This is a genomic window from Streptococcus oralis subsp. oralis (assembly GCF_002096495.1).
GTDB classification, from domain to species: Bacteria; Bacillota; Bacilli; order Lactobacillales; family Streptococcaceae; genus Streptococcus; species Streptococcus oralis_CU.
Genome location: NZ_NCUO01000011.1, coordinates 391,952 through 404,149 on the forward strand (window position 1 = coordinate 391,952; position 12,198 = coordinate 404,149).

At 43.6% G+C, this 12,198-nt stretch carries 9 protein-coding genes; 3 read left to right on the forward strand and 6 right to left on the reverse strand.

Annotated features, from left to right (window positions below; genetic code table 11):
• Positions 1-64: 64 nt before the first annotated feature.
• From B7717_RS05430 to gatC, 6 genes are all read right to left on the reverse strand, one after another.
• The gene (locus B7717_RS05430; RefSeq protein ID WP_000505819.1) at positions 65-1,192 is read right to left on the reverse strand and encodes an SPFH domain-containing protein; all 1,128 of its coding nucleotides are present in this window, start codon (positions 1,190-1,192) and stop codon (positions 65-67) included.
• 8 nt (positions 1,193-1,200) lie between these two features.
• Positions 1,201-2,145: a zinc-ribbon domain-containing transport protein gene (locus B7717_RS05435; RefSeq protein ID WP_084944341.1), complete on the reverse strand. Its 945-nt coding sequence runs from the start codon at positions 2,143-2,145 to the stop codon at positions 1,201-1,203.
• Positions 2,146-2,244: 99 nt separating this feature from the next.
• Positions 2,245-2,640 carry a hypothetical protein gene (locus B7717_RS05440; RefSeq protein ID WP_001031998.1) on the reverse strand — a complete coding sequence of 132 codons (396 nt, stop codon included), beginning with the start codon at positions 2,638-2,640 and terminating at the stop codon, positions 2,245-2,247.
• 57 nt (positions 2,641-2,697) lie between these two features.
• Positions 2,698-4,143, reverse strand: coding sequence for an Asp-tRNA(Asn)/Glu-tRNA(Gln) amidotransferase subunit GatB (gatB, locus tag B7717_RS05445; protein WP_084944342.1), 1,446 nt, complete (start codon positions 4,141-4,143; stop codon positions 2,698-2,700).
• Entirely contained in the window at positions 4,143-5,609 is a 1,467-nt protein-coding gene (gene gatA, locus B7717_RS05450) for an Asp-tRNA(Asn)/Glu-tRNA(Gln) amidotransferase subunit GatA (RefSeq protein WP_084944343.1), read from the reverse strand. The genes gatB and gatA overlap by 1 nt, the downstream gene beginning before the upstream one ends.
• A complete protein-coding gene (gene gatC / locus B7717_RS05455) occupies positions 5,609-5,911 on the reverse strand; it encodes an Asp-tRNA(Asn)/Glu-tRNA(Gln) amidotransferase subunit GatC (protein ID WP_049484281.1) in 303 nt (100 codons plus the stop codon). The genes gatA and gatC overlap by 1 nt, the downstream gene beginning before the upstream one ends.
• Before the next feature lie 165 nt (positions 5,912-6,076).
• Here gatC and B7717_RS05460 point away from each other — a divergent pair, with 165 nt between their 5' ends.
• The 3 genes from B7717_RS05460 to B7717_RS05470 form a co-directional block, all read left to right on the forward strand.
• A complete protein-coding gene (locus B7717_RS05460; protein ID WP_084944344.1) occupies positions 6,077-6,769 on the forward strand; it encodes a YwaF family protein in 693 nt (230 codons plus the stop codon).
• 143 nt (positions 6,770-6,912) lie between these two features.
• Positions 6,913-8,457, forward strand: a complete 1,545-nt coding sequence (locus B7717_RS05465) for a peptide chain release factor 3 (protein WP_084944345.1) — start codon at positions 6,913-6,915, stop codon at positions 8,455-8,457.
• Between the two features lie 763 nt (positions 8,458-9,220).
• Positions 9,221-12,198 (forward strand): accessory Sec-dependent serine-rich glycoprotein adhesin (locus B7717_RS05470; protein WP_142357883.1); only part of this gene is annotated, 2,978 nt, incomplete at its 3' end.

Below are 12,198 nucleotides of genomic sequence, written 5' to 3' on the forward strand. Positions count from 1 at the left end.
AAAATAATTTACTCTTTATTGTACCATAAAAGACAACATTACTCAAATGTCAGAAGGAACTTGATTAGTTGACTGGTACGATATTTCCATCTTCGTCTTTGGTAACGAGAACGTATTTTCCATCGACTTCGATATAAAAATTCTTGCTGGCAGTTTGTCCAGTATTTTGAGCCGGTGCTTGATTTTGGACTTGTTGGCTTAGTTGACCACCGAGAGTTTGGCCAAGATTCATGCCCATAAACATGTTCATCCCATTGCCATTCCCTTCGTTGGCAGCTGCAGCAATAAGCGCTTCGTTTCGAGCACGGCGTTCTTCGATTTCAATCGTGTTGTACTTCATTGCCACGAGCTCACTATCAAGCTTGCGAACGATATCAAGACTTTCTTGGTCGTAGCTGAGGTCTTCAAGCAAGATATTAGTTGCTTCAATCCCGTAGAGACCTGTCCAAACCTTGTTAACCTCTTGTTTAGCGAGTTCGTTAAAGGTGTCTTGATTGGCATTGAGGCTATAGATATCAACCTTGTTTTCGTTGGTGTATTTGGCAATGGCAATCGCGATTTTCGGTGCGATATTTTGACGGAGCGTTCCTTGAGCTACATCTTGGAGAGTAAATGGCTGTCCGTCAGTAATTTGACGGCTAACAGAACTCACGTAGAAGAGGACTGGATCTGCTATTTTTACATCAAACAAGCCATAGAAACGGATATTAAGCAGCTGTTGGTAACGTTCGCTGAAGTATTCGACCGCATTTTGTGTGCCGAACTTATTACCTGCAATAGGTTGCATGCGGATAAAAATAATTTCTTGTTGGGTGATGACTTGTCCACCGAAAGAGAAACGGTTTTTAAAGTTTTCCCAAGTGCCTTTTAAACCACCTTTTTCAAGGAGCCAGGCATTATCACCAGCTTGCCATTCGTGGCTACCAGCTTCGAGGACTTCACCAAGGAAGGTACCGTTGTTTACCAAAACAGCGGTATAGCCTTGGGGAACGATAACCACACTGCCATCCGACAAGAGTCCAGTATTTTGATTGCTGTGACGAGAACGTCCATCTGGGTCTTTTGTGAGTAATTGTCCCTTGACGGCCAAGGCATCGCCAGAGACATTATCTGGAAGGACAATGGCTTCCTTGAATTTACTATCATTAAAACTATTTAAGCCTGCTGATAAGGCTGCACGTATAAATCCCATAATTCCTCCTAATTATAAAGCTCGTCTTCATCCACAACATCATAGGTATCGAGTACCCATTGGTTTGGACTGCGAGAGAGATTGGCACCACAGTAGTCGCACTCGCTAACTGCAGAGATTTTCAAAGGGGCGCCACAGTTTGGACAGTGGTCGCTCACAACTTCGTCTGGATTGACTGCTTGCGTTTGGCTACCGTGTTGACGGATAAAGTTTAATTGATACACGGTGAAGAGATCTTTTTTAGGATCTCCTTCAAGGACACGGCGAGTCTCATCGTCAATGACATAGTCTCGTAAAATTGATGATAGAATCACCACTAAGGTATCGTTTCCGTCAGGATTTTCAATGAACTCCTTGATGCGAACATTTTCGATACAAACTTTCTCTAAAACATTAGTTGTTTTAGCACGAATATGGTCTTCGAGTTGGGCACTGTGTTGGGAGTAGAGACTGGTACTTTCTAAAGCGCGGACAGAGTTCCAATTTTTCTCAGTCCAGGCAACCTGCAATTTAAGGTAGACTTCCTTAACCCAAGATGTGAAAGCTTCCGCGTCAAAGTTTGGATCTCCGTATTTCACAAGACTAATGGCCCGTGTGTTGTGTTCAACTCGACGATGGAGCGTTTGAGAATCATTACTAGTGTCTGTTGAACTTGAATCTTCTGAGTTATTCTTCGAGGCTTTAAAGATACTAACTAGGAAAACTCCTGCGACAATCAGGAATACCAATCCCATTTCGAATGAGTTGGTAGAGCTACTAGAGGATGATCCGTATCCAGAGCGGTAGTAGTGGTAGGATGATCCGCCAGAACGACTTCCACCTCCACTTGAGCGGCTACTGCTGCGGCTGCTCCCTCCACTTCTGGAATGTCCGACACCCGCATCAACGATTTGAGGCACGGATAGAAAAACAAGTAATAAACAGGTCATTAAAAGAGCGTAAAACTTTTTCATGTGTCTCCTAACTATATGATTGAAAAGGTAGAATTCTGAATTCGAATGATTATTAAACTATTTAATAACCTTTAAAAATCATCTAAGATATACTAGGCGTTATTTACTAGCATTTAGCTTCTTTATGGAATGGCGTTCGATGAGCCATCCCACAATCCATCCTATTGCTAGCAAGTAATTTTCAAAAGCACCGATAGCATTTACAGGAGAGTGATACTCCATATAATTGAGTAAGTGATTTGTTCCTATTCCAATTCCGCCAATAATGAGAGCAAGAAGTGCGATTCGTAGATAGAACCAATCGTATTTAATATTGATAGCGAGAATAATAATCAATACAGCTAAATTCCATATTCCAATTTCTCGTTGCCAACCAGCAGATATTCCGTACCCGGAGTGGCTTCCCATGTACGATGGAAAGAAAATTTGTAGTATAGAAGCGCCTAACATAGCGATGATGACTAAGACAAATAGCAATCGTAAAAATTTGTTCATTTATTCTCCTTGTCTCATTCTCGTCTTAAAAGTAGAAAAAAGTGTATAAAGAGTAAATTACTCACTTTCTTTCAACTTCGCCAATTCTTGTGCAAGGAGTTTAAGGGCAACTTGTGGGTTGGCTTGTCCTTTGGTTGCCTTCATAAGGAATCCTGTGAAGGCCTTGTCTGCGTTGCGTTTACCTGACTTGAAGTCGGCAACGGCAGCTTCGTTATCCGCAAAGACTTGGTGGATGATTGGAATCAGAACATCTGGATCAGAGATTTGCACCAAGCCTGCTTTTTCCACGTATTCACGCGCGCCACCGCCATTTTTAGCCAGGTGGACAAAGACTTTCTTGGCAATCTTAGAAGAGATCGTGCCGTCTTCGATGATGGCAATCATTTCTACTAAGTTTTCTGGTGTCAATTTGATTTGTTCCAGTGTCTTACCTTCAGCGTTCAAGAACTGAGCGACTTCACCTTGGAGCCAGTTAGAGACTTGTTTGGCATCGCCACCGAGGGCAACAGCTTTTTCAAAGAAGTCAGAAGTGACTTTGTTTGCAGTCAACTGGCTAGCATCGTAGTCTGACAAGCCAAGATCAGATACGTAGCGCGCACGGCGTTCTTTTGGAAACTCTGGCAATTCTGTACGCATTTCCTCAATCCACTCATCTGAGATTTCAAAGAGTGGTAGGTCTGGTTCTGGGAAGTAGCGGTAGTCTGCAGCACCTTCTTTGACACGCATGAGGATGGTTGCCTTGTTAGCTTCATCGTAACGGCGTGTTTCTTGGCGGATTTGACCACCTGAGCGAAGGATTTCAGCCTGGCGTTGGACTTCGTATTCAAGCCCTTTACGGACGTTAGAGAAGGAGTTGAGGTTTTTCAACTCAGTCTTGGTACCGAATTTCTCTTGACCATAAGGGCGAAGGGAGATGTTAGCATCCACACGCATGGAACCTTCTTCCATCTTAACGTCAGAAATACCAGCGTACTGGATGACTTCCTTGAGGGCAGTTAGATAAGCATAGGCTTCTTCTGGCGAGCGCATGTCAGCCTCAGATACAATCTCAATCAATGGCACCCCTTGGCGGTTGAGGTCAACATAAGAGTAACCATCTGTACCGTGGGTGTTTTTACCAGCATCTTCCTCTAGATGAGCACGTTCGATACCGATTTTCTTAGTCGTACCGTCTTCTAGCTCCACTTCAATCCAGCCGTTGAAACCGATTGGCTCATCAAACTGAGAAATTTGGTAGGCTTTTGGATTATCAGGGTAGAAATAGTTCTTGCGGTCAAAGTGCATCTTTTTATGGATATTCATGTTGAGGGCAAGAGCTGCCTTGATACCAGCATCGACAACACCTTTATTGAGAACTGGCAGAACTCCTGGGAAAGACCAGTCAATCACGTTGGTATTGGCGTTTTGGTCATTTCCAAAGTGGGCAGAAGTTGGTGAGAAGATTTTTGAATTGGTGTTGAGCTCTACGTGGACTTCAAGTCCAATGACTGTTTCAAAGTTCATTAGTTATCACCTCCAAAAATCACGGGTTGTTGTTTGTGGTAGTCTGTTGTTGCTTCAAAGGCAGCAGCAACTTGGTAAATGGTTTCCTCAGAGTATTTAGGACCGATCAATTGGAGACCGACTGGGAGACCTTGAGCAAATCCAGCAGGAATAGAAATTCCTGGAAGACCAGCCAAGTTGACTGGGATGGTCAAAAGGTCAGCTAAGTACATGGCAACGGGGTCATGGTTGAGGGAGTCCAAGTCATAGGCAACGCTTGGAGCAGTTGGTCCTAGGATTAAATCGTAATCCGCAAAGACTTTTTCGAAATCTTGGATGATGAGGGTACGAACTTGACCAGCTTTCTTATAGTAGGCATCATAGTAACCTGATGAAAGGCTAAATGTTCCAAGCATGATACGGCGTTTCACTTCTTCACCGAAACCTTGGCTACGGCTGTTTACATAGATTTCATCAAGGTTGCTTGCATCTTCTGCGCGGTAGCCGTAACGAATACCGTCAAAGCGTTGCAAGTTTGATGAGGCTTCTGATGAAGCGATAATATAGTAAACGGCAACACCGTATTTAGAATGAGGAAGGCTGACTTCTTCGACGATAGCACCAAGTTTTTCAAAGTGTTTGGCGGCATTCAGAATGGTTTCCTTAACCTCTGGGTCAATCCCTTCACCAAGGTATTCCTTAGGCAAAGCAATTTTCATTCCCTTGATGTCTTGACCAATTTTTGAAGTAAAGTCGGCAATGCGGACAGGAGCAGAAGTAGAGTCTTTAGCATCTTCGCTGGCAATCGCATTGAGCAAGAGGGCATTTTCTTTAACAGTTGGTGCAAAAGGTCCAATCTGGTCTAATGAGCTACCGAAGGCAATGAGACCGAAACGAGAAACCGTTCCGTAGGTTGGTTTGAGACCAACAATCCCGTTGAAGGCGGCAGGTTGGCGGATGGAACCACCAGTATCAGAACCAAGTGACAAGCGGACTTGTCCTGAGGCTACGGCTGTGGCAGAACCACTTGATGAACCACCAGGAACCTTGGTCTGGTCCCAAGCATTTTTAGTCGCACCGTAGTGAGAAGTTTCACCGGATCCACCCATGGCAAATTCGTCCATGTTGGTCTTTCCGACGACAATCATACCCTTAGCTTTTGCATTGGCAACGGCTGTCGCATCAAAGATTGGCTCGTAGTTGTAAAGCATTTTTGAGGCTGCAGTTGTAAGGATACCGTCAGTAGAGATATTATCCTTAACAGCAAGTGGAATCCCTGAAAGGACATTATCCGCGTCAATTCCAGCTTCATCAATGGCTTTAGCTTGAGCAAGGGCTTGTTCTTCAGCGATAGTGACAAAAGCATTGATAGCTTTCTCGCGAGACTTGATATCTTCAAGCGTGGCTTGTGTCAATTCAGTAGCTGAAATCTCCTTAGATACAAGGAGGTTGTGCAAGTCTTCAATCGTTTTGTTATTAAAAGTCATTAGGCATCTCCTCCATCATCTAGGATAGCTGGTACCTTGATATAGTAGTTTTCTTTTTCAGGTACGTTTTTAAACAAGCGGTCACGGTCTGTTCCTTCTTCGGCCACATCAGGGCGGAGTACGGTCTTGCGGTCAGCCATGGTCGTAGTAGGTGCGATACCAGTTGTGTCGACTTCGCCTAGCAATTCAACCATGTCTACAATTTTAGACAAGGTTGTCGCAAAGGCAGCAGTTTCTTCTTCAGAGAATTTTAATTTTGAAAGATTGGCAACGTGTGTTACCTCTTCTTGCGTAATTTTCATCTTGCATCCTTTCGTGAAATGATGATTTTTAGTCTGTTCTATTTTACCATATTTTCCTATAAATAAGGGAGCCAAACTGAAAAGAAATAGAAATTGAAAAATCGCTTTTAATTCGCTATAATGGTTAAACTAGAGAATAGAAAAAATAAGAGTTAGGATAGAAATATGTTCCATCAATTTATCACCAGATCTCAAACGGTTCCTCCTCCCATTTCGCTCTTTTGGTATGGGATTATGATGCTTGTCTTAGTGCTTTGTATTTATGGAGCACTTGCTTATCACAAAAATCCGAAATTTGTCCGCTTGTTTAAGGGGATTCAGATCCTCCAGTTACTTGCCCTATATAGTTGGTATGTTGGTTTTGGGATTCCATTTTCTAACAGCCTTCCATTTTACCATTGCCGTTTGGCTATGTTTGCGGTGGTTTTCTTGCCCGATAAATGGCGGAGCAAGCAATATTTTGCCCTCTTAGGAGCAAGTGGAGCGGTCTTTGCCTTGGTTTACCCGGTTTTTGATCCCTATGATTTCCCCCATATCACCAGTTTTTCATTTTTGATAGGGCACTATGCCCTTCTAGTGAATTCCTTGGTTTACTTGATGAATCACTATGACAAGAGTCTGCTCAAGAAATATATGATTGTGGCCTATACCTTTATTCTCAATCTCTTTCTAGTTGGTGTTAATCAGGTGACAGGTGGAAATTATGGTTTGTTAAACAAGACACCTTTTATTCCGGATGCGCCCTTGTGGTTAAAATATCTCCTTGTGTCCGTCATCCTCTCACTGGCTCTGGTTCTTTTTGATATCTTGTTCAAGAAACGGTGGGAAAATAGAAATCAGGTAAAATCAGTACTCTAGCTTACTTTTTCATCAGACGAGCAATTGAAAAACTCCCCAAAATCCGATATAATGGAGAGTTGAAAGGAATGGTAAAATCCAATGTAAACATCATTCTTAGCTACTGAAACAACTAAAAATAGAGAATCAAAGAAAGAGAACTTATGACTATTCAAGAAGAAATCAAGAAACGCCGTACCTTTGCCATCATCTCCCACCCGGACGCGGGGAAGACAACCATCACTGAGCAGTTGCTCTACTTTGGGGGCGAGATTCGTGAGGCTGGTACCGTAAAAGGGAAGAAAACAGGGACTTTTGCAAAGTCTGACTGGATGGATATTGAGAAACAACGTGGTATTTCGGTCACGTCATCTGTTATGCAGTTTGACTATGATGGTAAGCGCGTGAACATCCTAGACACACCAGGGCACGAGGACTTCTCAGAAGATACTTATCGTACCTTGATGGCGGTGGATGCTGCGGTCATGGTCGTTGACTCTGCCAAGGGTATCGAGGCCCAAACCAAGAAATTGTTTGAGGTTGTGAAGCACCGTGGCATTCCAGTCTTTACCTTTATGAACAAGCTGGACCGTGATGGCCGTGAACCACTAGATCTCTTGCAAGAACTAGAAGAAGTCCTAGGTATTGCAAGTTATCCAATGAACTGGCCAATCGGGATGGGGAAAGCTTTTGAGGGCTTGTATGACCTCTATAACCAACGTTTAGAGCTCTATAAAGGGGATGAGCGTTTTGCTAGTCTAGAAGAAGGTGACCAGCTTTTTGGCAGCAATCCTTTCTACGCTCAGGTTAAGGACGACATCGAACTGTTGCAAGAAGCGGGAAATGAATTTTCAGAAGAAGCTATTCTTGCAGGAGAACTGACGCCAGTCTTCTTTGGTTCAGCCCTGACCAACTTTGGGGTGCAGACCTTCCTTGAGACCTTCCTTGAGTTTGCTCCAGAACCACATGGCCACAAGAAAACAGATGGCGAAATTGTGGATCCTTATGATAAGGATTTCTCAGGATTTGTCTTTAAAATCCAAGCCAACATGGACCCTCGTCACCGTGACCGCATTGCCTTTGTCCGTATCGTATCAGGTGAGTTTGAGCGAGGAATGAGTGTCAATCTGCCTCGTACTGGGAAGACTGCCAAGCTTTCTAATGTCACCCAGTTTATGGCGGAAAGTCGTGAGAATGTGACAAACGCTGTTGCAGGAGATATCATCGGGGTTTACGATACCGGTACTTATCAGGTTGGAGACACCTTGACGGTTGGAAAAAACAAGTTTGAGTTTGAACCACTGCCAACCTTTACCCCTGAGATTTTCATGAAAGTTTCTGCTAAGAACGTTATGAAACAAAAATCCTTCCACAAGGGTATCGAACAATTGGTGCAAGAAGGAGCCATTCAGCTTTACAAGAATTACCAAACTGGTGAGTACATGCTAGGAGCTGTCGGACAACTCCAGTTTGAAGTCTTTAAGCACCGCATGGAAGGCGAATACAATGCGGAAGTAGTCATGAGCCCGATGGGTAAAAAGACCGTTCGTTGGATCAAGCCTGAGGACTTGGATGAACGGATGTCCTCAAGCCGCAATATCTTGGCCAAAGACCGTTTTGACCAACCAGTCTTCCTCTTTGAAAATGACTTTGCCCTCCGCTGGTTTGCGGATAAGTATCCAGATGTAGAGTTGGAGGAAAAAATGTAACTCAGCACCAACAATTAGGAACTTTAGTTCCTAATTGTTGGACGCTAGTCGCTATTTGGCGAACTAGCTAACTGCCTTACTAACTACGTTTGGCAAATAGAACCGATTTGCCAAACTCCGTGTCGTAGTGTAAAATCGGCTTACCTAAACGCTTCACTAGGAAAAATCCACGAATCGATAATATTCGTGGATTTTTCCGTTGTAACGGGTAGTGAGAGGGCTAGCAACCTGCCTCACTAATTCATCGGCGAAAAATAATCGTTTTCGCCTCTTCGTGTCGTAGATTACGGCTATTAATTAGTATGGCATTTTTCTTAAATGCGTTGTAAGAAAAGTCCGCGAATGCTTTCGATTCGTGGATTTTTTCGTTGGAAAGGATAGAAAGTTACCTCGGCTACCGGCTTCATTGATTCATTTGTGAAACTGCCTTTAAATACTCTACTCCTAAAAGTCTGTGGATGCTATTGATTCATGGACTTTTTCTATATTTTGAATAAAAATCAATTCCCTGAGTGATTGGAATTATTTGCTCAATTTTTAAAGCATATAGAAATGGTTAAAAAATAAATAAAATATATTAACAGAACAATAAAATGAAGATTATATTGAAAAAACAGAATAGATTTGAAATCAAGTTATTTTTGAAATCATTTTCTTTCTTTAGGATATATTATAGATATTGAATTGTCGGTATATTTGGTATATAATAAGAAGATAGTATTTTATAGGTGAATAAATTCTTTTTCATATAGAGGGAAGTAACATGTTTTTTAGACGCCAGAAGGGTGAATATAGAGAAACAGACCGTGTAACTCGGTTCAAATTAATCAAATCAGGGAAGCATTGGCTACGGGCCTCGACTTCCCTTTTTGGCTTATTTAAGGTGATGCGTGGAAGTGCGGATGCGAGCCAAGTAAAGACAGAAATGGTTGAAAAGCAAGGAGGTCAGAAGTTGACCGGCTTGGATGTCTTGAAAGGGATAGCAGCTACGGGTACGATTTTAGGTGGTTTTGCTGCGACGCAAACGCGTGTTTATGCCAATGATGCAGTCGCTGTTGAAAAGACTGTCGAATCAAAAGATACCCTGGCGACGAGAGATTCAGTAGTGCTAGGGACGACACAGGATCATCAAGATGCTGCTAGCTTGTCTTTGTCTACCAGTCAAAGCCAGTCATTGTCAGAATTCAATTCGCAGAGCGCCAGTCAATCTGCCTCTACGAGCCAGTCTATCAGTGCCTCAAACTCTTCTAGCGTGAGCCAGTCGATGAGCCAATCTGCTTCCACTAGTCAATCCTTGGCAAACAGTCAAAGTGTAACTGCTAGTTCAAGTGAATCCCTTGGGACACAAAATCAAGCGAATAGTAATCTGTCAGAGAGAGCTTCAGTTGGTGTTCAAAGTCAGTACCAAGCAAGTGAGTCAGCTCGGGAGACAGTGAAAGAATCACAACCTTCGAAAGAATTAAAAGCAGTTGATTTTTCTACAGAATCCTTGCCTCAAAGTCAGTCTGGTCGTGTAAAGAATGAAGGTGTGACGGCTGAATCGAGTTTCACAATGACTTCTGTAGCCTTGACAGAAAAGCAAAGTGAAGAAAAACGGAAGAAATTAGAGGCCTTGTCTGCTGAGATTGGGCAGTTTCTAGCTCAAGCTCAGGGGCTTCCAAACTCGGATGAGGCGATCACGAAGGCTAGTCTAGCGAAGAATGAGATAGCAGAAGTCTTGAAAGGGGAAGCTTCTGACCTTGCCCCTATCCTACAAAAAGCTATAGAAGCTCGAAATAGTATTGCAAATGCTGTGTTACGTGCCAAGTCTGGACTTCGTGACAGCAGAAACGGACAAGCTTTGACCCAAGCTTCAAATACCGCTAGCTTCAGAGCTGCTAGGGATACAGAGAAGCCAGAACTTCAGAAAATAACCGTTACAGGTGGCGCAGTTCTAGAAGGACAAAAATTTAAAATTTATCGAGAAGAAAATTTTTCTGGGACCATTGAGTTTACTGATAACAGTGGTCGAATTGAACATGCAAAATTTGTTCCTACTGCTGTTCCCGCGGCCTATCCGGCTACTTCAACTGTTGTCTCATTCACTACGAGTAATGGTCAAAGTATCAGTATGATTGTTCCGACAAATAAACTAGCCAAAGATGGAAATGCTACAGCATCAAATCCTTTCACCGTTTCAATCACGGGTTCTGTTGGAAAAAATCAAGCAGTAAATAGTTTGTGGACTCGTTATGTTTTCACCTATGATCAGGAAGGTAATTTTAGCGGAAATACTACTGACGTAGGTCTTGTAAAAGATTTAACAGCCAACCCTGCCGCAATTCAATTTGAAGTCCATGCTCAGTCTGAAAAGTACGAACCAGCTATCAATGCTGAGGTGAATCGAAACTTTACTCTAACGGCCAATTCAGGGACTGTTTCTGTTGGTGAAGCCAGTCAGTACATCACGAATGCTACAGGGACACCAGAATTACCTACTACAGGAATTACTAAGGGAACTAGAACAACCTATACTTGGAAATCTGGAACCAATACGAATTTGTCTGCTGGTCGGCATACTTTGACAGCGGTGGTAACTTATCCAGATGGAAGTACGGATGAAATTGACGTGAGCTTTACTGTGCGCCCTCAGACGCCAAGGATAGAGAATCAATATCTTAACGAAAAAGGTGGGCTCTCAAATCAAGCGATTACGGTAGATGGGGTTGCTCCAGATGGGACTGTTACTCTTACAATTGCAGGGGAGACGTTCACCAAACAAGCAACGGTGAGCTCGACTAGTGTAACCTTTACTGCAAATGAGCTGAAGAAGGTATATGATCGTAATGGAGGACGACTTCCTAGTGGACCGGTGACTGCAAGTACGACAGTGGATGGTTTGGTTTCAGATACATTTAATGGACAAATCACGCCAAATCAAGCGTCAATTTCAGTAAGTAATAGCCAGTCTGCTTCAGCAAGTGCTAGTCAATCCGCCTCAGTAAGCTCCAGCCAATCTGCATCATTGAGTGCTAGTCAATCCGCCTCAGTAAGTTCAAGCGAATCTGCATCTGTAAGCTCGAGTCAATCCGCTTCAGCGAGCTCGAGTCAATCTGCATCATTAAGTGCAAGTGAGTCAGCATCAGTAAGTGCTAGCCAATCCGCTTCAGCGAGCGCAAGTCAATCAGCATCAGTGAGCGCAAGTCAGTCTGCCTCAGTAAGCTCGAGTCAATCTGCATCATTGAGTGCCAGCCAGTCAGCTTCGGTAAGTGCCAGCCAATCCGCTTCAGTAAGTTCGAGCCAATCCGCTTCAGTGAGTGCCAGCCAGTCTGCGTCCGTAAGCTCAAGCCAATCCGCTTCAGTGAGCGCAAGTGAATCAGCATCATTGAGTGCAAGTCAGTCTGCTTCAGCGAGTTCGAGTCAATCTGCATCTGCAAGTGCAAGTCAGTCAGCGTCAGTGAGCGCAAGTCAGTCTGCCTCAGTCAGCTCAAGCCGATCTGCATCAGTAAGTGCCAGTCAATCCGCTTCAGCCAGCGCGAGCCAATCCGCTTCAGTCAGCGCTAGCCAGTCTGCATCATTGAGTGCCAGCCAATCCGCATCATTGAGTTCGAGTCAATCTGCATCTGCAAGCTCCAGCCAATCAGCCTCATTAAGCTCGAGTCAATCAGCATCAGTAAGTTCGAGTCAGTCCGCTTCAGCGAGCGCCAGCCAATCAGCTTCAGTGAGCTCAAGTCAATCAGCTTCAGTGAGCTCAAGTCAATC

Bases quoted from the DNA above. Each gene is read 5' to 3' on its own strand.
- B7717_RS05430 (WP_000505819.1), bottom strand. From the start codon at position 1,192: ATGGGATTTATACGTGCAGCCTTATCAGCAGGCTTAAATAGTTTTAAT.
- B7717_RS05435 (WP_084944341.1), bottom strand. From the start codon at position 2,145: ATGAAAAAGTTTTACGCTCTTTTAATGACCTGTTTATTACTTGTTTTT.
- B7717_RS05440 (WP_001031998.1), bottom strand. From the start codon at position 2,640: ATGAACAAATTTTTACGATTGCTATTTGTCTTAGTCATCATCGCTATG.
- gatB (WP_084944342.1), bottom strand. From the start codon at position 4,143: ATGAACTTTGAAACAGTCATTGGACTTGAAGTCCACGTAGAGCTCAAC.
- gatA (WP_084944343.1), bottom strand. From the start codon at position 5,609: ATGACTTTTAATAACAAAACGATTGAAGACTTGCACAACCTCCTTGTA.
- gatC (WP_049484281.1), bottom strand. From the start codon at position 5,911: ATGAAAATTACGCAAGAAGAGGTAACACACGTTGCCAATCTTTCAAAA.
- B7717_RS05460 (WP_084944344.1), top strand. From the start codon at position 6,077: ATGTTCCATCAATTTATCACCAGATCTCAAACGGTTCCTCCTCCCATT.
- B7717_RS05465 (WP_084944345.1), top strand. From the start codon at position 6,913: ATGACTATTCAAGAAGAAATCAAGAAACGCCGTACCTTTGCCATCATC.